Source organism: Massilia sp. TS11 (assembly GCF_022012445.1).
In the GTDB taxonomy this organism is placed as follows: domain Bacteria; phylum Pseudomonadota; class Gammaproteobacteria; order Burkholderiales; family Burkholderiaceae_D; genus Telluria.
Genome location: NZ_JAKLTS010000001.1, coordinates 49060 through 69198 on the forward strand (window position 1 = coordinate 49060; position 20139 = coordinate 69198).

Below are 20139 nucleotides of genomic sequence, written 5' to 3' on the forward strand. Positions count from 1 at the left end.
GCGTGAGGCGGTCGGCCTATTGTAGCGAAATGGCCTGCCATTGTGTGATGGGCGGCTCGGCAATCGCGCGCCGCAGGTGGGCCAGGAATGCGGCGCGCGCGATCGGGGCCGCGCCCAGCGAGGCCAGGTGGCCGGTCTCCTGCTGGCAGTCGATCAGTTGCACACCCTGGGCGCGCAGAAAACGCACGAGATGGACCAGGGCCAGCTTGGAGGCGTCGCTGACGCGCGCGAACATCGATTCGCCATAGAACATGCGGCCGATGCAGACGCCATACGCGCCGCCCACCAGTTCGCCATCGTGCCAGACTTCGGACGAGTGCGCGTAGCCGGCCCGGTGCAGGCCGCAGTAGCCGGCGATGATGTCTTCGCTGATCCAGGTGCCGGGGCCGTCGCGGCGCGGGGCCGCGCAGGCGCGCATCACGGCCTCGAAATCGCGGTCGAACACCAGTTCCCAGCGGCCGTCGCTGTCGCGGCTGGCCTGCACCTTGCGCAGGGTTTTCTTCAGGCTGTGGCTGATGCGCAGCTCGGCCGTGCGCAGCACCATGCGCGGGTCGGTGCACCACCAGAGGATGGGCTGGCCCTCTCCATACCAGGGAAAGATGCCGTGCCGATAGGCCTCGAGCAGGCGCGCCGGCGACAAGTCGGCCCCGGCCGCCAGCAGACCGGGCGCATCGTGCACGAGCGCGGTTTCCGGGTCGGGAAATGGGTCGCCTGTGTCGAGCCAGGGAATCATGCGCGCATCGGGCGGACGATGTCGATGCTGTGAAAACCCATCTGCCCGCGCGCGTGGTCGGCGAAGAACAGTTCGAGCGTGCGCGCCACCGTGGGAAAGGCCAGATCCTGCCAGGGAATCTGGTCCTGGCGGAACATCTGGACCTCCAGGCTTTCGACCCCGGGCGCGAAGTCCAGGTCGGTCAGGCGGGCCAGGTAGAACAGGTGGACCTGGTGGACATGGGCCACATTCAGCAGGGTGAACAGGCCGCCCAGGGCGATATGGGCGCCGGCTTCCTCCTCGGTTTCGCGCACGGCGGCGGCGGCCGTGGTCTCCTCGTTTTCCATGAAGCCGGCCGGCAGCGTCCAGTAGCCATAGCGCGGTTCAATGGCCCGCCGGCACAGCAGCACCTGGACCTCGCCGCCGTCCTCCCAGACGGGAATCGAGCCGATGACGAGCTTGGGATTCTGGTAGTGGATGGTGGCGCATTCGGCGCACACATAGCGCGGCCGGTTGTCCCCGTCGGGGACCAGCAGGGCCACCGGAGCGGCGCACTCGGAACAGAATTTCATCGGGTCGGGCGGTTCAATCAGGAAGGCTTACTTTACACCGTTTGCCCGCGCTGCGCTGGGTGCTATCGCACATTCGGGAAGGATTGACATTGCCTTAAAAGTGAAAGCACGCTATAATCGTTTTTCTCAGACGCGGGGTGGAGCAGTTGGCAGCTCGTCGGGCTCATAACCCGAAGGTCACAGGTTCGAGTCCTGTCCCCGCAACCAGAATTTCGCAGCCCCCGGCGCCGCAAGGTCCCGGGGGCTGTTTGCATTCAGACGCGCCAGAAGCGCTGCACGCCGCCGGGGAAATCCTCGTCCTGGCGTTCGAAACCCAGGCCCGCCAGCAGGCGCTGCATGCAGGCCGAGGCCGGCAGGCAGTCGGCGCGCAGCGGGCGGCCCGGTGGCTGCTTGTGCAGCACGTCCTGGATCAGCAGGCGCCCCAGGCCATAGCCATGCAGGGCGGTGTCGACCGCCGTCATGTAGATCTCGTCGTGCGATGGGCGGTGCAGCAGGATCAGAAAGCCGACAAACAGGCCGTCGATGCGGACCACGCTGGTGCGCCCGCGCAGCCATTCCCCGCCCGGCAGGCGCAACCACCCCGTCAGCAGACAAAACAGTTGCATGCCGAGACCGGCCGCATAGCGCGGTTCCAGGTAGAGCGGCGTGAAATGGCCCTTGTCGCTGCCTTGCAGGATCAGGTTGAACACATGGACCACATCGCCCGCGCGCAGGCGGTCGATGCTGACCTGGGCAGGGTGGTCGGGCATGAAAACGTATCGGGTCTCGGAAGTTGTGTATGTATTTTACTGACTGTTAAGCAATTTTTGGTATTTACACAAGTAAACTATTTTAAACCTCATCTTTCAGGCTTGCCCACAGGTGGGCGGCGGCCAGGGTGCGCTGCGGGGCGTAGCGCGCCAGCCAGGCTTCGGCCTCGGCCAGACTCGGTTTGTCCGGCTGGCCCAGCAGGCGGGCGATGGCGCTGCGCACGGCCACGTCGCCATGCAGCGAGCAGTCCGGATGGCCGATGCCGCGCAGCAGGCCGTACTGCACGGTCCAGGGGCCGATGCCTTTCACGGCCAGCAGTTGCGCGCACAGCTTGTCGATGTCGGCCGTGGGGCGCAGGTCGAGCGTGCCGTCCTCGGCCAGCCGGGCCAGGCGCAGCAGGGTCTCGGCCTTGGCGCGCGAAAATTTGTGCTGGCCGAGCAAGTCGGCGTCGAGGCGCAGCACGTCGGCCGGTTCCGGATAGCAGAACAGGCCCGTGGCGTGCTGGCGCCCGGCCAGGGTGATCAGGGTCCGGCGCAGGCTGATGGCGAAGGACAGGTTGATTTGCTGGCCGATGATGGCCCAGCTCAGGGCCTCGAACACCGTGCCCGACTGAATCACCCGCAGGCCCGGGCGGCGCCGCGCCAGCGGACCCATGAGCGGATCGCGCCGCACCGCGCGCAGAAACGGCGCGGGATCGATGCGCAGGCCCAGCATGGCCTCGGCTGCGCTGGCGGCCAGGGCGCGCGCGCCGGCACTGACACGCCCGCTGCCATGCAGACGGCCCTCGGCCTGGCCCGGGTGCAGCTGCAGTTCCAGCACGCAGGCCTGGCCGGCCAGCACCATGCCCTTGCGGATCCAGTCCGGCCCCGTCTGTTCGGCCGTGCCGCTGGTGTCGCGCGCGTGGAAGGCGAGGGCGTCGTCGGCGCAGTAGTCGGCCGGCAGGGCGATCTGCAGCACGCTCATGGCTGCGCCGCCCTGCCGAACGACGGCAGACGCGGGCGGAAGCCGGTGACCAGGGCGGTCCCGGTCAGCACGATGGCGCTGCCGGCCACCGTGTGCCAGCCGATCTGCTCACCGAGGAACAGGGCGCCCCACAGAATGCCGAACAGCGGATTGAGGAAGGTGACCGTCAGCGCCGAGGTCGGTCCGACATCGCGGATCAGGCCGAAGTAGAGCAGATAGGCCACGCCGCTGCACAGCACCCCGAGCGCCAGCGCGGCCGCCATCACGCCCGGCGTGGGCGTGCCCGGCATCGGCGCCAGCGCCAGTGTCGGCAGCAGCATCAGGGTCGCCGTCCACATCGAGCCGTGCGCGGTGGCGACCGGCTCGACCGCCTTGGCGCGTTTGGCATACAGGCTGGCGATGCCGTAGTTGATGGCCGCCAGCAGGCCGGCCGCAATCGCCAGCGCCGCGCCGGGCTGGGTGCTGACATGGTCGAAGCCGACCAGCAGCGCCACCCCGAGCGTGCCCAGCACCAGCCCGCACAGCACGCGCGCCGAGATCGGCGTGCGCAGCCAGACGGCGGCGATCAGGGCGGCCCACATCGGCGCGGTCGCGTTCAGCACCGACATCACGGCCGCCGACAAGGTCTTGGCGGCGAAGGCGAACAGCAGGAAGGGCAGAGCCGAATTGAAGAAGCCCAGCACCGTGTAGTGCCGCCAGTGGCTGCGCCAGTGCAGCGGCTTGCGCAGCGCCTGGCTGACCAGGGCAAGGAACACGGCCGCGAATGCGACCCGGCAAGTGATCAGCGCGGCGGGCCCCAGCACGGGCGCGCCGATGCGCAGGAACAGGAAGGACGAGCCCCAGATGGCGGCCAGCAGAAACAGTTTGAGCAGGTTGGCAGTAGTCATGGCAAGACAGTCGGCAAAGAGGGCGCTATCGTCGCGCGAAGGGCGGGGCAGCGCCAGCCGCTTCTTGCTTTCAAATTCAGGCCAGCGCGCAGGCCGGTCCGCCCGGCGTCTCGAGGGCGTCCGCATGGGCCAGACGCAGATGGCCGGGCACGCCGTTCTTCACGGCCGTCAGCTCGGCCAGGATCGAGATGGCGATTTCGGCCGGGGTCTTGGAGCCGATGTACAGGCCGATCGGCCCGTGCAGGCGCGCCAGCTGGGCCGGGCTGACGTCGAACAGCTGCAGGCGATCGCGCCGCTTGGCATTGTTGGCGCGCGAGCCGATCGCGCCGACATAGAAGGCGTCCGACTTGAGCGCCTCCATCAGGGCCAGGTCGTCGAGCTTGGGGTCATGGGTCAGGGCCACGACGGCGCTGCGCGCGTCCAGGCGCGCCTGCAGTACCAGGTCGTCCGGCATCTCGTGCACGAGCGGCACGCCGGGCAGGTCCCAGCCGGCGCGGTATTCTTCGCGCGGGTCGCACACGGTCACCGCATAGTCCATCGCGCTGGCCACCTGGGCCAGAAAGCGCGACAGCTGGCCGGCGCCGATGATATACAGACGCCAGCGCGGCCCGTGGATGGTGGTCAGGTGGGTCGCGCTGCACTCAAGTACAGCACCCGGCGCGGCCGGCGCCAGGCTGGAGGCGCCGCTGCGCAGATCGAGCGTACGCGCCAGCAGCGCGCGTCCTTCCAGGCCGTCGAGCAGGGCGCGCAGGCCCTCGGCCGTGTGCAGCGGTTCGATGGCCAGGGTGATGGTGCCGCCGCAGGGCAGACCGAAGCGGTGGGCCTGATCGGCCGTGATGCCGTAGCTGAGCACTTCGGGCGTGCGCCGCGTGATGCCGCGTTCGCGCACCTGGGCGATCAGATCGTCCTCGACGCAGCCGCCCGAGACCGAGCCGACCACGCGCCCGTCATCGCGGATGGCCAGCATGGCGCCGACCGGGCGCGGGCTCGAGCCCCAGGTCTTGACGACGGTGACCAGCTCGGCGCGGTGGCCCGCATCGAGCCAGGCGACGGCGGTTTTGAGAACGTCGAGATCGATACTGTCCATGAATTCGCTTATACTGGCCGGATGACGCATGATACAAAAAAAGCCGCGCCCACGCGCGCGGACAGCGCGCCCAAGTTCGGCCGCCTGCTGGTGGTGCTGCTCAGCACCGTGCTCTTCCTCGGTCTGCTGACCTGGGTGATGGCGACCTTCTTCCCGGACTTCGGCTAAGTCACTTCTTCTGGGTCGCGCAGACCAGCTTCAGCGCCTTGTCGGCCGGTGTGTCCGGCGCGATGTCTTCGGCCGCGAATTTCTCGTACTTGATGTTTTCCACCGGCGCCCCGTCGCTGGTGTCGTTCGTGTAGAACTGCTGGATCAGCAGGGTGCTGGTGCGCTCCTCGCACCCGTACTGCTGCTGCACCAGCACCAGCCGATACGGCTTGCCGCCCGGGCTCATGCGCGCCGTCGCATAGCGCACCCGGGTCCAGGCCTTGAGGCCGCGGTCGGCCTTGGCCACGGTCTCCACGTTCACATGGGCGGTGCCGTCGGCCAGCTGGCCGATCGGCTTCCAGGGATCGGCCGCGGCGGCGGCGGCCAGCGGCATCAGGCAAAGCAGGGCGGTGCGCAGTCGGCTCATGGCAGCAGAGGTTTGGCGGCGGCCTGCTTGGTCTTGAGTTCAGCCAGCGCGCTGTCGAGCGCGCGCGCACGGCTCGCCGTCCACGGATGGAAGTGGGTATAACCGTTCATCACCGACTCCGGGTAGTTCTCGCCCAGGGTCTTGAAGAAGCGCGCCATGCCATCGGGCTTGATGCCGGCGCGCGCCAGCAGGTAGATGGCCAGGGCATCGGCCGCGCTGTCGAATTTTTCGGGCATCGGGCGCAGGCCGCCGGTCCCGATCAGCATCGAGGTGTCCGGGCGCAGGCTTTGCAGATTGTCGATCATGCCGGCCGCGGTGCTGGTGGTGCGCTGCAGGCCCGGATGGCCGAGGATATTGTGGGCCATGTCGTGCGCGATCAGGAAGGCCAGTTCGGCCTCGGTTTCGGCCATCAGCATCAGGCCGCGCGTGATCAGGATGCGGTTGCCGTCGATATAGGTGTTGGCATTGTCGGCGTTGCCGAGCTCCACGCGGAAGGCGCAGGCGCGCGTGACGGGCAGCTGGATCTGCTGGGCGTCGCCATTGCGCACGATGCTCATGCGCAGGGCCGGCATGCTGGCCGCGAGCGGCCCGAGCACGCCACCGGCCACGCTTTCGGCATTCGGCCCGGTCGGCAGCGGACGGCCCTCGGCCGCCACCAGCTGGTCGCCGCGGCGCAGACCGGCGCGCGCGGCGCCGGAGCCGGCCAGCACGCTGGTCACCTGCAGGCGGTCGCCCATGCCCAGGCCCAGCTGGGCGGCGTCGACCAGATCACCCGGATACGAGTATTTGTTCTGCGCCGTGAAGCCGAGCAGATTGCGGCTATAGCTCTTGCACAGGTCGGCGTTATTGATCAACAGCGGCGCCGCCACCTGATACAGACGTTCGCGCGTCTGCGCGACCTTGATCAGGAGTTCGATGTCGGCCGCCATTTTCGGCGTCATCTGCGGCGTCTCCGGCTTGCTGGCTTCGACCGGGGCGGCAGGCGCCGGAGCGGGCGCGCGTTTCAGCAGGCTGCAGGCGGGCAGCAGCAGGGCCACGCCCAGACACAAGATCGTTTGCCTTACACCGGGGACGCGCGTCATGGAGATCCTTTCGTTCAGTGTTTGCCGGTGCTGCCAAAGCCACCGGCGCCGCGTTCACTCTCAGGGAAGTCATCGACCAGATTGAACTGAACTTGAACCACCGGCACCACCACCAGCTGCGCCAGGCGCTCGAAGGGATGGAGCGTGAACGGCGTCTGGCCGCGATTCCAGGTCGAGACCATGAGCTGGCCCTGGTAGTCGGAGTCGATCAGGCCCACGAGATTGCCGAGCACAATACCATGCTTGTGGCCCAGGCCCGAGCGCGGCAGGATCACGGCCGCATAGCCGGGATCGGCCAGATGCACGGCCAGGCCGGTCGGCACCAGCACCGTCTGGCCGGGCGCGATCTCGAGCGGGGCGTCGAGGCAGGCGCGCAGATCGAGGCCGGCCGAACCGGGCGTGGCGTAGGCGGGCAGATAGTCGCGCATGCGCGCGTCGAGGATTTTCAGGTCAACTTGCATGGTTCAGGTCAGGAGCGAATTCATTTCGATGCGCTTGGCGATCTCGGAGATCAGCTGGCGCGCCAGGGTCAGTTTGTCGGCGCGCGGCAGCACCGTGTGGCCGGTATCGTCGAACAGTACGATCTCATTGTCGTCCGAGCCGAAGGTGTGGTGGCCGATATTCCCGACCAGCAGAGGGATGCCTTTCTTGATGCGCTTGCTGGCCCCGTATTCGACCAGGTTCTCCGATTCGGCCGCGAAGCCGACGCAGTAAGGCCAGCCCGAGAGCGTGGTGGTGGAGGCCACCGAGGCCAGGATATCCGGGTTCTGGGCGAACTTCAGGTCGAGCGAGGCGCCTTCCTGCTTTTTCACCTTGTGGTCGCTGGCGTTGACGACGCGCCAGTCGGCCACGGCGGCCACGCCGATGAACACATGCTGGCCGCCGATCGCGCCCATCACCACGTCATACATCTGCTGTGCGCTCTTGACGTCGATGCGCTGCACGCCGTGCGGCGTGGGCAGGGTGGTCGGGCCGGACACCAGGATCACGTCGGCGCCGGCTTCACGCGCGGCGCGCGCCACCGCATAGCCCATCTTGCCCGAGGACAGATTGGTGATGCCGCGCACCGGGTCGATCGCCTCGAAGGTCGGGCCGGCCGTGATCAGCACGCGCCGCCCCTTGAGCACCTTGGGCTGGAAGGCGGCGATCAGTTCTTCCATCAGTTCGGCCGGCTCCAGCATGCGGCCCAGACCCGTTTCGCCGCAGGCCTGGGCGCCGGCGCCGGGGCCGAACACGTGCACGCCGTCGGCGCGCACGGTGGCCACATTGCGCTGCGTGGCCGGGTTCTGCCACATCTCCACATTCATGGCCGGGGCGATCATCAGCGGCACCCGCGCCGGGCGCGCCACGCACAGGGTCGACAGCAGATCGTCGCAGGCGCCGTGCGCCAGCTTGCGGATAAAGTCGGCCGAGCAGGGCGCGATCAGCACAGCGTCGGCCTCGCGCGTGAGGTCGATATGGGCCATGTTATTGGCGATGCGCCCGTCCCACTGGTCGGTGTAGACAGGCTGGCCGGACAGGGCCTGCATCGTCACCGGGGTGATGAAGTGGCAGGCCGCCTCGCTCATCACGACCTGCACGCTGGCGCCTTCCTTGCTCAGCAGGCGGCACAGTTCGGCCGCCTTGTAGCAGGCCACGCCGCCCGACAGGCCGAGGACGATACGCTTGCCTTTCAGGTCCATGCTCATGGGGCCTCCTAGTGCTTGTTCACGCGCCGCAGTTCATCGATGATGAAAAGGATAGCGCCAATCGTGATCGCGGTGTCGGCGATATTAAACGCCGGGAAGTGGCCGAGGGTCTCGTGATGGAAGTCGAGGAAGTCCACCACCTTGCCGTAGATGAGGCGGTCGATCACATTGCCGATGGCGCCACCGGCGATCAGGGCCAGGGCCCAGCAGAACATGCGCTGGCCGGCGTGGCGCTTGAGCAGGTAGATGATGTAGGCGGCCGCGCCGATGCCCAGGGCCGTGAAGAAGTAGCGCTGCCAGCCGCCGGCGTCGTGCAGGAAGCTGAAGGCGGCGCCCGGGTTGTACACGAAAACCAGATTGAAGAAGGAAGTCACCACCCGCGTTTCGTACAGCTGGAACAGCTTGGTGATGACGATCTTCGACAGCTGGTCGCACAGGATCACGATGGCGATCACGCCCAGCCAGGGGGCGAGCGTGCCGCGCGGACCGGCCGGCACGGCGCTGAAGGAGGGCTTACCTGCGGGTTTCTTAGCCTGGGCCATGAACGGTCCTTATGCGAACTGGCGCGCTTCGCCGGCGCCGAACAGATTGCTGTGGCAGCGGCCGCACAGGCCCGGATGCTCGGCATGGCTGCCGACGTCCGGACGATAGTGCCAGCAGCGCTCGCACTTGGCGTCGGGCGAAGCCGTCACCGTCACGCCTTCCTCGGCCTCGCTGGCGACCTGCTCCACCGTGGCCTTGGAGGTGATGAAGATGAACTTCAGGTCCTCGCCCAGGCTCGCCAGCAGCGCGTACTTGGCGCCGCTGGCCTTGATGTGCAGTTCCGCCTGCAGCGAGGAGCCGATCGCACCGGTGCCGCGCACGTCTTCGAGCTGCTTGGTCACCAGCGCGCGCACCTCGCGCAGCTGGGCGTACTTGGCCAGCAGGGCGGCGCCATCGGCCACGCCCGGCACCTGCCAGTGGGTCTGGGTGAAGATGGTTTCGTCGCTGGCCGCATACTGCTCCTTGCCGAACACCGCCCAGGCTTCTTCGGCCGTGAAGGACAGCACCGGCGCCATCAGGCGCAGCAGGGCATGGGTCAGGTGCCACAGGGCCGTCTGGGCCGAGCGGCGCGCGCGCGAGCCCGGCGCCGTCGTGTACAGGCGGTCCTTGAGCAGGTCCAGATAGAAGCCGCCCAGGTCTTCCGAGCAGTAGGTCTGCAGGCGCGCCACCACCGGGTGGAATTCATAGGCCGCGTAGTAGCCGCGCAGTTCGCCCTGCAGGGCCGCCATATTCGCCAGCGCCCAGCGGTCCACTTCGAACAGGTCGTCGGCCGCGATGGCGTCGCGCGCGGCGTCGAAGTCCGAGGTATTCGCGATCAGGAAGCGCAGCGTGTTGCGGATGCGGCGATAGGCTTCGGTCACGCGCTTGAGGATCTCGTCCGAGATCGACAGCTCGCCCGAATAATCGGTCGAGGCGATCCACAGGCGCAGAATGTCGGCGCCCAGGGTATCCGAGATCTTCTGCGGCGCCAGCGTGTTACCGAGCGACTTGGACATCTTGCGGCCTTCGCCGTCGACCGTGAAGCCGTGCGTCAGCAGGGCCTTGTAGGGCGCGCGCCCATTGAGCATCGAGGACGTCAGCAGCGACGAATGGAACCAGCCGCGGTGCTGGTCCGAGCCTTCCAGGTACAGGTCGGCCGGGAACTGCGACTGCGCCGCATGCGAGTGACGCAGCACCGTCTCGTGGGTGGTGCCGGAGTCGAACCAGACGTCGAGCGTGTCCTTGTTCTTTTCATAGACGTCGGCGTCGTCGCCGAGCAGGCTGCGCGGGTCGAGCGCGTGCCAGGCATCGATGCCGCTCTTTTCGATCAGCTGGGCGACCTGCTCCAGCAGTTCCGGCGTGCGCGGGTGCAGGGCGCCGGTTTCCTTGTGCACAAAGAAGGCCATCGGCACGCCCCATTGGCGCTGACGCGACAGCGTCCAGTCGGGGCGGTTGGCGATCATGCCGTGCAGGCGCGCCTTGCCCCAGGACGGGTAGAAGGCCGTCTCGTCGATCGCCTTCAGGGCCGTCTGGCGCAGGGTCGGGCCGCCGTCTTTCGGGGCCAGGTCCATGCCGGCGAACCACTGGCTGGTGGCGCGGTAGACGATCGGCGTCTTGTGGCGCCAGCAGTGCATGTAGGAGTGGTCGAACATCTTCAGTTCGAACAGGGCGCCGGCTTCGCGCAGGGCTTCGCAGATCGGCTTCGAGGCTTCCCAGATCGTCAGCCCGCCGAACAGCGGCAGGGTGGCGGCGAATTTGCCGTCGCCCAGCACCGGGGTCAGGATGTCCTTGTCCTGCAGGCCGTGCGCCTTACAGGACAGGAAGTCGTCCAGACCATAGGCCGGAGCCGAGTGCACGACGCCGGTGCCGGAGTCGGTGGTCACATAGTCGGCCAGGTACATCGGCGACAGGCGGTCGTAGAAAGCGTCGCGCGCGTGCAGCGGGTGCTTGAAGGCGATCCCGCCCAGGGCCGCGCCGTGGCAGGTGGCGATGGTGGTGCCTTCGAGCTTGTAGCGCGCCAGGCAGGCGGTGACCAGGTCCTGGGCGAGGATCAGCAGCAGCGGCTTGCCGTCGCGCTCGACCTGCACCAGCGCGTACACGACTTCCGGATGCACGTTCAGGGCCTGGTTGGACGGGATGGTCCAGGGCGTGGTGGTCCAGATCACGACGAAGCCATCCTGGGTGGGCAGGGCCGGCAGGCCGAAGGCGGCGGCGATCTTGGCGTGTTCGGCAAAGGCGAAGCCGACGTCGATGGCCGGGTCGCGCTTGTCCTGGTATTCGACTTCCGCTTCCGCCAGGGCCGAGCCGCAGTCGAAGCACCAGTTGACCGGCTTCAGGCCGCGGTAGACATAGCCCTTCTCGAGCAGCTTGCCGAGTGCGCGCAGCTCATTCGCCTCGTTCCCGAAGGCCATGGTCAGGTAGGGATTGTCCCACTCGCCGAGCACGCCGAGGCGGATGAAGTCCTTCTTCTGGCGTGCGATCTGCTCATGCGCGTAGGCGCGCGCCTTGGTCAGCACCTCGGCCGTGGGCAGGTTCTTGCCGAACTGTTTCTCGATCTGGATCTCGATCGGCATGCCGTGGCAGTCCCAGCCCGGTACGTAGGGCGCGTCGAAGCCATCCATGGTCTTCGACTTGATGACGATGTCCTTCAGGATCTTGTTGACGGCATGGCCCAGGTGGATGTCGCCATTGGCATACGGCGGGCCGTCGTGCAGCACGAACTTCGGGCGGCCGGCAGCGGCCTTGCGCACGCGTTCATAGATCTTCTTGTTCTGCCAGTCCTTGACCCAGTTCGGCTCGCGCTTGGCGAGGTCGCCGCGCATCGGGAAGGGCGTTTCCGGCATATTCACCGGGTACTTCTGTTCGGTTTTCTTGTCAGACATGTTGGTTTCGTTTCTGTGAAATTCGGGAAGGCGCAAAGGCGCAGACAGCAGCGTGCGGACGCACGCGCCTAAATTCGGTCGGTGGCATTCATGGCCCCGCTGCGGCGCGCGAACCAGGCGCGCGCCGTGCGCGCATCCTCGTCGATGGCGGCGGTCAGGGCCTCCAGACCGGCGAACTTGGCCTCATCGCGGATCTTGGCGAGGAATTCGACGCGCACCAGGCGCCCGTAGACCTGCTGATGGAAATCGAAGATATGCACTTCAAGCAGCATGCGCCCGGCGTTCTCGACCGTGGGACGCACACCGAGGCTGGCCACGGCCGGCAGCGGTTCAGGCCCCAGGCCATGCACCTGCACGATGAAGATGCCCGCCAGCGCAGGCCGATGGACGACGCGCACATTCAGGGTCGGATAGCCGATCGTGCGGCCCAGCTTCTGGCCATGCAGCACATGGCCGGAGATGAAGTAATCATGGCCGAGCAGATGCTTGGCCTCGACAAAATCGCCGGCGCCCAGGGCGGCCCGCACGGCCGAGGACGAAATGCGCTGGGCGCCGTGCATGACCGTGTCGAGCACGGCGACCTCGAAGCCATGGCGCGCGCCGGCCGCTTCCAGCGTGGCGATATTCCCGGCGCGCCGGGCGCCGTAGCAGAAGTCCGCGCCCACCATCAGCCATTTCACATGCAGACCAGCGACCAGCACGCGCTCGACGAACGCGTCCGGGCTCATGCTGGCGAAGTGGGCATTGAAGTGTTCGACGACGACGCGGTCGATGCCGGCGCGCTCGAGCGAGCCGAGTTTATCGCGCAGGGTAGCGATGCGCCTGGGCGCCTTGGACAGGTCCCCGATTTTCTCGGCGAAGAACTCGCGCGGGTGCGGTTCGAAGGTCATCACGGCGGCCTCGACGCCCATGGCCTCGGCCTGCGCGCGCACGCGGGCAAGCAATGCCTGGTGGCCGCGGTGGACCCCGTCGAAATTGCCGATCGTAAGCGCGCACGGAGCACGTGCCCGGTCATTAGGAAGACCGCGGAAAACCTTCATCAAAAGCGGTGGCGACAGTAAAACCTTGATTATACGGACAATCCGCCCAGCGGTCATGGTCTGTAACGGAACGGGGTCAGGTCCGGCAATCGGACATTTGAGAACTTTGCACGTCGGCGGCTGTCACGCCGTCGCTATGACAGCGCTGCGCGGCGAAAGTTCTCAAATGTCCGATTGCCGGACCTGACCCCGAAAAAAAACGCTGCCGGCTTGCGCGGGCAGCGTTGGCTGGGGGCAGGGCGGTTTAGCCGCTGATGCCGCGGTTGGCGGCCATCACCCAGTAACGGGCCAGAGCGGCCGAACCGTCGTTGCCACCGACCGATTTCCAGGTCGAGATGGCCTGGGCTTTCTTGCCCGCGACGTTGTAGGCGATGCCCAGGTGCAGCTTGGCTTCGTCCGGATACTTCATGCCGCCCGCTTTGATGGCGTTTTCCATCATCGTCAGGCCTTCCTGGGTCTTGCCGGCCCAGACCAGCTGGTAGCCGAGGGCCGCCAGGCCGTCGTTGTCCTTCTGCTTCTCGAGCGAAGCCTGGAGGGTGGCGACGTTCTTGGCGTTTTCTGCCACGTTCTTCTCGGCCAGGGCCTTCAGACGCTCGTGACGCTGGGCGTCGGCACCGCTGCCGAGCAGACCGGATTTGAAGCCCTTGTCGATCACCTTGACGGCTTCGGCGTTGGCGCCCGACTGGATCACCAGCTGGCCCATTTCCAGGTATTCCGACGGCTTCTTCAGCAGGCCATTGGCGAATTTCAGACGGTACACGTCCACGGCCAGGCGGCTCGAGAAGTTCTTGTCGGCCTGCACGCGCTGCAGCAGGTCGGTCCAGACTTCGGTGGTCGGGTAGGCCGAGGCCAGGCGCTCGATGGTCTTCACATAGCCAGCCTTGTCGCCGGTTTTGTTCTGCAGGTTGGCCAGCTGGGTCAGATTGTCCTTGGACGGGGTACGGCCGGCTTTCTCATCGGCCGAGATGTCCTGCTGGATTTCCTTCATGGCTTCCGCGGTCTTGCCCATCGCGATCAGGTTCTGGATCAGGTAGACACGCATCTTCGGATCGTTCGACTTGGCAATGGCGGCATTGGCCTTGTCGTAGGCCTTCATGCGGGTGTAGATCCCGATCAGGCCTTCATTGAATTTGGAGGCTTCGTCTTTCGACAGCTTGCCCGAGCTGAGCAGGGCTTCGAAAGCCTTGGCAGCTTGTTCGTTGTCGCCGGCAGCGGCAGCGGCGGCGGCGCGCGTGCGCTCGATCAGGTAGACCTCGTTCGGGGTCTTACCACCAACGCTATCGAGTTCGCGCAGCTTGGCCAGGGCTTCCTTGTGCTTGTTGGCCTTCATCAGCTTTTGCGCTTCCGTCAGCGGGCCGCCGATTTCCGGGCGCACCGATTCGGCAGCGATGGCGACAGAACCCAGACCCACGATCGGGGCAGCGGCGGTGAAGCCGAGGGCGGCGAGGGCGAAGCTCAGTTGCGCGAGGCGAATTTTATTCATGGAAAAAACTCTTTCTTTCAAATGCGAAATAGGCAGGATAGCCTGCCTATTTCGGATGCGGAACACCGGATTACTGGAACTGCTCGTTACCGATCATACCGATCTTGGCGACACCCAGACGCTGGGCCGAAGCCATCACGCCTGCCACCACCTTGTACGGCACCAGCTTGTTCGGACGGACATGCACTTCCGGCTGGTCTTTCTCGGTGATGGCGCCGACTTGGGCCATCTTCGCTTCCAGCGCCTGACGGTTCGGGATCACCTGGTTGTCCCAGGAAATCGTACCGTCGAAGTCCACGTCAATCGTCACCACGACCGGCTCAACGGTCGACGGCGGCGGGGTGCCAACCGGCATGTTCAGGTTCACCGAGTGGTTTTGTTTCGGGATAGTGATGATCAGCAGAATGATCAGAACCAACAGGACGTCGATCATCGGCGTCATGTTCATTTCCATCATCGGTTCCGGCTCGCTGCCACCGCCCCCCTGGGGCACACTCATACTCATGCTAAATCCTTCGAAATTTTGACGGATGCGGGGGAGGGGACTCCCCCGCGGCACTGACAGGATTAACCCTTATCAGGCGGTTCCGTGATGAAGCCAACCCGCTGGATGCCAGCACGCTGCGCCGTGTAGATCACCTTACCGATGAACTCATAACGCGTGTCCTGGTCGCCGCGCACGTGCACGACGGGTTGCGGAACCTTCACCGATTCCTTCTTGAGGAACTCGAACAGTTCGTTCGTGTCCGCAAGACGCTTCTGGTTCCACCAGAATTCGCCATCTTTGTTCACAACAATGTTGACGTCTTCAGGCGTGGTCTTGACCACCTGGTTGACCTCTTGCGGCAGATTGATCTTTTGCAGCTTGAGGACGACCGGGCTGGTAATCAGAAAGATGATCAGCAGAACCAACATGATGTCCACGAGGGGCGTCGTGTTGATCTCTGAATTCAGCTGATCCTCACCTCCGCTTTCGGAGCCGACGGACATCGACATAATTTAGCCTTTTTTGCCAGTAGCGGTCGACATGGCGCCGGACACCAGCACCGAGTGCACGTCAGCCGAGAAGGAACGCACGTCTTCCATGCAGGTCTTGTTACGACGCACCAGCCAGTTGTAACCCAGCACGGCCGGCACAGCGACCAGCAGACCGAAGGCGGTCATGATCAGGGCTTCACCCACCGGGCCGGCCACTTTGTCGATCGAGGCGTTACCGGTCATACCGATGTTGGTCAGTGCGCCGTAAATACCGATCACGGTACCGAACAGACCGATGAACGGTGCGGTCGAACCGACGGTGGCCAGGAAGGACAGGCCGTCTTGCAGGCGCGACTGGACTTTGTCCACAGCGCGCTGGATCGACATCGTCACCCAGGTCGACAGATCGATCTGTTCGAGCAGGGCGCCGTCGTGATGAGCGATGGCTTTGGTGCCGGTTTCAGCGATGAAGCGGAACGGCGAGCCAGCCGACAGGGTGGCGGTGCCAGCCTGGATCGAAGCGGCTTTCCAGAACTTGGCCTGGGTTTCTTTCGACTGCTTCATGATCTTGGCCTGGTCGATCAGTTTGGTGACGATGATGTACCAGGAGCCGATCGACATGATCGACAGAATGATCACGGTGCCTTTGGCGACCGGGCCCGAGTTCCAGGCGGCGGCGATGCCGTACGGGTTTTCCACTTCTTGCTTTTCTTCGGCTTTCATGGCCGGTGCTGCAGCAGGAGCGTCAGCAGGTGCGCTTGCCGCCGGAGCCGAGGCAGCAGCCGAGGCCGGCTCTTCGGCGAAGGCCGGGCTGGACACCAGCGCTGCGACCGCCGACACCGAGAACAGGACAGCCGCCAGGACAGCGGACAAACGGGTATTCTTAAACATGCTTCCTCCAAAAAATTTAAAGAATCAGTTCGCTGAACTACAGGAGATAGACAACGAATTCACTACCAAAAGGAAGCGGTGGATCGCACCGCCTCGATTTTATTCCAGCGTCCAGACGTACTGCATCTGACTCCAGGACTGCTCTGCCTTACCATCCGTCGTGCCAGGTTTGAACTTGCACTTCGAAATACCTACGACAGCGGCTTTATCCAGATCGCGGAAACCCGAGGATTTCACGATTTGGGCTTCCACCACGCGACCGTCGACACCGATCAGGAACTTCAGCGTCACGGTACCCGTTTCTTCATTCCGCAGCGAGGACTTCGGCCATTCCGGCTTGGCGCAGGTGCTGAAGTCGACGACGGCCGGGATATGCACCGGGGCGGTCGATTTCGGGGCCGGGGTCGGCTGCGGCAGCGATTTCTGGATTTCCGTCGTGGCCGGGCGCTGGCTCGTCGTCTGCGAGATGGTGTTCTGCACCGGCGGCGGGTTGGCGACCTGGACTTCAACCGGCGGGATGAAGGGCGGAGGCGGCGCCTTGGTTTCCGGCGGCGGCGGCGGCGGCGGCACTTCCTTCGGCGGCGGCGGTTTCACCTCCTCGATGATCTTCGTCTCGACCTCTTCCTTTAGCTTGGCCACCATGCGTTTGCCAAGACCGCTGACAATGCCGTAGCCCACGATAATGTGGAAGATGATGACGATGGTAATGCCCGTCATATTCTTCTTCGGGGCTTTGTCATGCGTAAAATCCATGCGTGCTCTCTCCAGTACCTACTCTCTGTGTTGCTAGTCACCCCACAAACACGACAAAAAAACTGGCCGCATCAGGGACATCGGCGAATTATACCTACGAATTCTTTTTTTCACAGCCATTTTTGACATCAAAAATCCCGTGATTGCCCTATAACACAAGGCTTTCTGGCGATTCCTGTAATCAAAAAAACAAGCAAAAAAATCACGCTTCTGAAGCAAATTTTTGGCAGGTCGCCAAAATTGCGCCGTTCACGCTGATCCGAATAATTTAATTCGAGCCACTTATGTTATCGCAAAATTTGATTGTGCACATTCGCAGAATCGATATCCACTTCATCTTCCGTATGCGTCAAGCCGGCCGGGGCCGATTGGACGCAAGAAAGACGGCGCCTGGGCAGGGCACCGTGTGCGGGCTATAAGCATAGCAGATATCAGGTATTAGAACTTCGATATGTATGTGAAATAATTTACGCGCGATTGCGTTTTTCACGTTTACATTCGATGCAGCTGACGACATTCCCTGAGGGATCAACGGTTTCCAAGCGGACATCAAAGCCCCACAGCCGGGCGACGTGCTTGAGCACTTCATTGGCCTGCTGATTGAGCGGCCGGCGCTGGAACTGGGTGTGCCGCAAGCAGAGCGCGCGGTCGTCGTTGCGGTTGACCGACCACACCTGGATATTCGGCTCGCGGTTGCCGAGGTTGTACTGGTCGGCCAGCTGCTGGCGCACATAGCGGTAGCCGGCCTCGTCGTGGATGGCTGAGACCGTCAGCTTGTCGCTGCGGTCGTCGTCGAGCACCGAGAAGAAGTGGAATTCGCGGATCAGTTTGGGCGACAGGAACTGGGCGATGAAGCTCTCATCCTTATAGTTGCGCATCGCGAAGTCGAGCGCCGTCAGCCAGTCCTTGCCGGCCAGGTCGGGGAACCAGGCGCGGTCTTCGGGCGTCGGCTGTTCGCAGATGCGGCGGATGTCGCTCATCATCGCGAACCCGAGCGCATACGGATTGATGCCGTTGTAATAGGGGCTGTTGACGGGCGGCTGATAGATGACATTGGTGTGACTTTGCAGGAATTCCAGCATGAAGCCGTCGCCGACGATGCCTTCTGCATAGAGCTGCTGCAAAATCGTGTAGTGCCAGAACGTGGCCCAGCCTTCATTCATCACCTGGGTCTGGCGCTGCGGATAGAAGTACTGCGAGATCTTGCGCGAAATGCGGATCACCTCGCGCTGCCAGGGCTCGAGCAGGGGCGCATACTTTTCTATGAAGTAAAGAACATTTTCTTCAGGCTCGGGCGGGAAGCGTTTGACCTCCAGCGGGCTGATCGCTTCTTCGCGGCGCGGAATCGTGCGCCACAATTCATTGACTTGCGATTGCAGGTATTCCTCGCGTTCCTTCAGGCGCGCGCGTTCCTGCTGCAGCGAGAGCCGGGCCGGGCGCTTGTAGCGGTCCACCCCGAGGTTCTGCAGCGCATGGCAGGAGTCGAGCAGTTCCTCGACGGCGTCGATCCCATAGCGCTGTTCGCATTCGGCGATGTAGTTCTTGGCAAAGACCATGTAGTCGACAATGGCTTCCGCATCCGTCCAGGTGCGGAACAGGTAATTGCCTTTGAAGAAGGAGTTGTGCCCATAAGCAGCATGGGCGATCACCAGGGCCTGCATCGCCAGGCTGTTCTCTTCCATCAGATAGGCGATGCAGGGATTGGAGTTGATCACGATCTCGTAGGCCAGGCCCATCTGACCGCGTTTATAGCTTTTCTCGGTGCTGAGAAAGTGCTTGCCAAACGACCAGTGGTGATACGACACCGGCATGCCGACCGAGGCATAGGCGTCCATCATCTGTTCGGCCGTGATGATCTCGAGCTGATTGGGATAGGTGTCCAGGCGGAAGGCCTTGGCCACGCGGCGGATTTCTTCATGCGCCTGCTCGATCAGGTCGAAAGTCCATTCCGACTGTTCGGGCAGGGCGCGCGGATTGGCAGGGTCTCGGGGCATGGCGCTTATTTCGGCTGTTTTTTGAACAGTTCGCGAAACACCGGATAGATGTCGGCCGGTGTCACGATCTTCTGCATCGCAAAGTTGGCGAATTGCTCCTGCACTTCGCTGTACTGCTCCCACAGGTTCTGCGGCGGGCCGTCGGTGATTTCGACATAGGTGTAGTACTGGACCTTTGGCATGATCTGATTGCTCAGGATCTGGCGGCACAGCACCGAGTCATTGTCCCAGTTGTCGCCATCCGAGGCCTGGGCCACATAGCTGTTCCAGTCGCCCTGGCCGAAGCGCTCGTCCATGATCTTGGCCAGCAGATGCAGGGCCGAGGACACGACCGTGCCGCCCGATTCGCGCGAATGGAAGAACTCGTCTTCGGTGACTTCCTGCGCGGCCGTGTGGTGGCGGATGAAGACCACCTCGATCTTGTCGTACACGCGTTTCAGGAACAGATAGAGCAGGATGAAGAAGCGCTTGGCCGTGTCCTTGCGGCTCTCATCCATCGAGCCCGAGACGTCCATGATGCAAAACATCACGGCCTGGGTCATGGGCTTGGGCACCTTGATGCGGTTGCTGTAGCGCAGGTCGAACGGATCGATGAAGGGAATCGCGTGCAGGCGCATGCGCAGATGGTGGATCTGCTGGCGCAGGCTTTGCACGCGCTCGTCTGTTTCCTCGACCTGCTCGTCGAGCAGATCGAGCAGGGCCTGCTCGGCCTCGGCCAGGGCCTTGCGCGGCCGGCCGCCGACGGCGATGCGGCGGCCGAGCGCGCCGCGCAGCGAGCGCAGCACGTGGATATTCGAGGGCGTGCCCGAGATGTTGTAGCCGGCACGCTGGCTTTTCAGATCGGTAGTGGCGGTCAGCTGGGTTTTGACCATATTCGGCAATTCGAGGTCTTCGAAGAAGTAATTCATGAATTCCTCGCGCGAGAGCTCGAAGATGAAATCGTCCTCGCTGGTTTCCTCGCTATTGCCGGCGCGCCCGCGGCCGGAACCGCCGCCGCCGCCTTTCGGTCGCGGAATCTGGTCACCCTTCTGGTATTCGGTATTGCCCGGGCTGACCACTTCCCAGACGCCGCCGCGCGCGTGGCCAAAGCGCGGCTCATTCACGTCCTTCACCGGGATCGAGACCTTTTCGCCGTTCTCGATATCGGTGATCGAACGTCCCTTGATGGCGCGCCCGACCGCGTCTTTGATCTGGTTCTTATAGCGCCGCAAGAACCGTTCGCGGTTGATGGCCGACTTGTTCTTGCCCTGCAAGCGCCGGTCGATAAGGTAGGTCACTGCG

Annotated in this window: 21 protein-coding genes and 1 tRNA gene; 2 read left to right on the forward strand and 20 right to left on the reverse strand. The window is 64.2% G+C overall.

Annotated features, from left to right (window positions below):
* Positions 1 to 16: 16 nt before the first annotated feature.
* Both aat and LZ005_RS00255 read right to left on the reverse strand, forming a co-directional pair.
* Complete coding sequence (gene aat, locus LZ005_RS00250; RefSeq protein WP_237802944.1) at positions 17 to 733, reverse strand: leucyl/phenylalanyl-tRNA--protein transferase; 717 nt, start codon at positions 731 to 733, stop codon at positions 17 to 19.
* On the reverse strand, positions 730 to 1284 hold the full coding sequence (locus LZ005_RS00255) for an NUDIX hydrolase (protein WP_237802946.1): 555 nt from the start codon (positions 1282 to 1284) through the stop codon (positions 730 to 732). The genes aat and LZ005_RS00255 overlap by 4 nt, the downstream gene beginning before the upstream one ends.
* 131 nt (positions 1285 to 1415) lie before the next feature.
* Here LZ005_RS00255 and LZ005_RS00260 point away from each other — a divergent pair.
* Positions 1416 to 1491, forward strand: a tRNA-Met gene (locus tag LZ005_RS00260).
* A 47-nt stretch (positions 1492 to 1538) separates the two neighbouring features.
* Here the strand turns inward: LZ005_RS00260 and LZ005_RS00265 are convergent.
* The 4 genes from LZ005_RS00265 to LZ005_RS00280 form a co-directional block, all read right to left on the reverse strand.
* On the reverse strand, positions 1539 to 2033 hold the full coding sequence (locus LZ005_RS00265; RefSeq protein ID WP_237802949.1) for a GNAT family N-acetyltransferase: 495 nt from the start codon (positions 2031 to 2033) through the stop codon (positions 1539 to 1541).
* 82 nt (positions 2034 to 2115) lie between these two features.
* Positions 2116 to 2997, reverse strand: a complete 882-nt coding sequence (locus LZ005_RS00270; protein WP_237802956.1) for a DNA-3-methyladenine glycosylase 2 — start codon at positions 2995 to 2997, stop codon at positions 2116 to 2118.
* Positions 2994 to 3884 carry a DMT family transporter gene (locus tag LZ005_RS00275; RefSeq protein WP_237802958.1) on the reverse strand — a complete coding sequence of 297 codons (891 nt, stop codon included), beginning with the start codon at positions 3882 to 3884 and terminating at the stop codon, positions 2994 to 2996. The genes LZ005_RS00270 and LZ005_RS00275 overlap by 4 nt, the downstream gene beginning before the upstream one ends.
* 76 nt (positions 3885 to 3960) lie before the next feature.
* Positions 3961 to 4971, reverse strand: coding sequence for an XdhC family protein (locus tag LZ005_RS00280; protein WP_237802960.1), 1011 nt, complete (start codon positions 4969 to 4971; stop codon positions 3961 to 3963).
* 21 nt (positions 4972 to 4992) lie between these two features.
* On the opposite strand from LZ005_RS00280, the gene LZ005_RS00285 reads away from it, so the two are divergent.
* The gene (locus LZ005_RS00285; RefSeq protein ID WP_237802963.1) at positions 4993 to 5139 is read left to right on the forward strand and encodes a hypothetical protein; all 147 of its coding nucleotides are present in this window, start codon (positions 4993 to 4995) and stop codon (positions 5137 to 5139) included.
* A gap of 1 nt (position 5140) precedes the next feature.
* Here LZ005_RS00285 and LZ005_RS00290 read toward each other — a convergent pair whose 3' ends face one another.
* From LZ005_RS00290 to LZ005_RS00355, 14 genes are all read right to left on the reverse strand, one after another.
* Positions 5141 to 5545, reverse strand: a complete 405-nt coding sequence (locus LZ005_RS00290; protein ID WP_237802964.1) for a surface-adhesin E family protein — start codon at positions 5543 to 5545, stop codon at positions 5141 to 5143.
* The gene (locus LZ005_RS00295; RefSeq protein ID WP_237802966.1) at positions 5542 to 6627 is read right to left on the reverse strand and encodes a M48 family metallopeptidase; all 1086 of its coding nucleotides are present in this window, start codon (positions 6625 to 6627) and stop codon (positions 5542 to 5544) included. Before LZ005_RS00295 ends, LZ005_RS00290 begins: the two co-directional genes overlap by 4 nt.
* Positions 6628 to 6641: 14 nt before the next feature.
* Positions 6642 to 7088, reverse strand: a complete 447-nt coding sequence (gene dut / locus LZ005_RS00300) for a dUTP diphosphatase (protein ID WP_237802968.1) — start codon at positions 7086 to 7088, stop codon at positions 6642 to 6644.
* Between the two features lie 3 nt (positions 7089 to 7091).
* Positions 7092 to 8309 carry a bifunctional phosphopantothenoylcysteine decarboxylase/phosphopantothenate--cysteine ligase CoaBC gene (coaBC, locus tag LZ005_RS00305; RefSeq protein WP_237804694.1) on the reverse strand — a complete coding sequence of 406 codons (1218 nt, stop codon included), beginning with the start codon at positions 8307 to 8309 and terminating at the stop codon, positions 7092 to 7094.
* A 14-nt stretch (positions 8310 to 8323) separates the two neighbouring features.
* On the reverse strand, positions 8324 to 8857 hold the full coding sequence (gene lspA / locus LZ005_RS00310) for a signal peptidase II (RefSeq protein ID WP_237802970.1): 534 nt from the start codon (positions 8855 to 8857) through the stop codon (positions 8324 to 8326).
* Positions 8858 to 8866: 9 nt separating this feature from the next.
* Positions 8867 to 11719 (reverse strand): isoleucine--tRNA ligase, encoded by a 2853-nt coding sequence (ileS, locus tag LZ005_RS00315; RefSeq protein WP_237802978.1) that lies wholly within the window; start codon positions 11717 to 11719, stop codon positions 8867 to 8869.
* 68 nt (positions 11720 to 11787) lie between these two features.
* Positions 11788 to 12759, reverse strand: a complete 972-nt coding sequence (locus LZ005_RS00320) for a bifunctional riboflavin kinase/FAD synthetase (protein WP_237802980.1) — start codon at positions 12757 to 12759, stop codon at positions 11788 to 11790.
* A gap of 244 nt (positions 12760 to 13003) precedes the next feature.
* Positions 13004 to 14242 (reverse strand): hypothetical protein, encoded by a 1239-nt coding sequence (locus tag LZ005_RS00325; RefSeq protein WP_237802982.1) that lies wholly within the window; start codon positions 14240 to 14242, stop codon positions 13004 to 13006.
* A gap of 70 nt (positions 14243 to 14312) precedes the next feature.
* On the reverse strand, positions 14313 to 14747 hold the full coding sequence (locus LZ005_RS00330) for a biopolymer transporter ExbD (protein WP_237802984.1): 435 nt from the start codon (positions 14745 to 14747) through the stop codon (positions 14313 to 14315).
* A gap of 62 nt (positions 14748 to 14809) precedes the next feature.
* Entirely contained in the window at positions 14810 to 15238 is a 429-nt protein-coding gene (locus LZ005_RS00335; protein WP_237802986.1) for a biopolymer transporter ExbD, read from the reverse strand.
* Between the two features lie 3 nt (positions 15239 to 15241).
* Entirely contained in the window at positions 15242 to 16111 is an 870-nt protein-coding gene (locus LZ005_RS00340) for a MotA/TolQ/ExbB proton channel family protein (protein ID WP_237802994.1), read from the reverse strand.
* A 99-nt stretch (positions 16112 to 16210) separates the two neighbouring features.
* Positions 16211 to 16864 carry an energy transducer TonB gene (locus LZ005_RS00345; protein ID WP_237802997.1) on the reverse strand — a complete coding sequence of 218 codons (654 nt, stop codon included), beginning with the start codon at positions 16862 to 16864 and terminating at the stop codon, positions 16211 to 16213.
* A gap of 467 nt (positions 16865 to 17331) precedes the next feature.
* Complete coding sequence (locus LZ005_RS00350; protein ID WP_237803003.1) at positions 17332 to 18858, reverse strand: SpoVR family protein; 1527 nt, start codon at positions 18856 to 18858, stop codon at positions 17332 to 17334.
* Between the two features lie 5 nt (positions 18859 to 18863).
* On the reverse strand, positions 18864 to 20135 hold the full coding sequence (locus tag LZ005_RS00355; RefSeq protein WP_237803005.1) for a YeaH/YhbH family protein: 1272 nt from the start codon (positions 20133 to 20135) through the stop codon (positions 18864 to 18866).
* Positions 20136 to 20139: the final 4 nt, after the last annotated feature.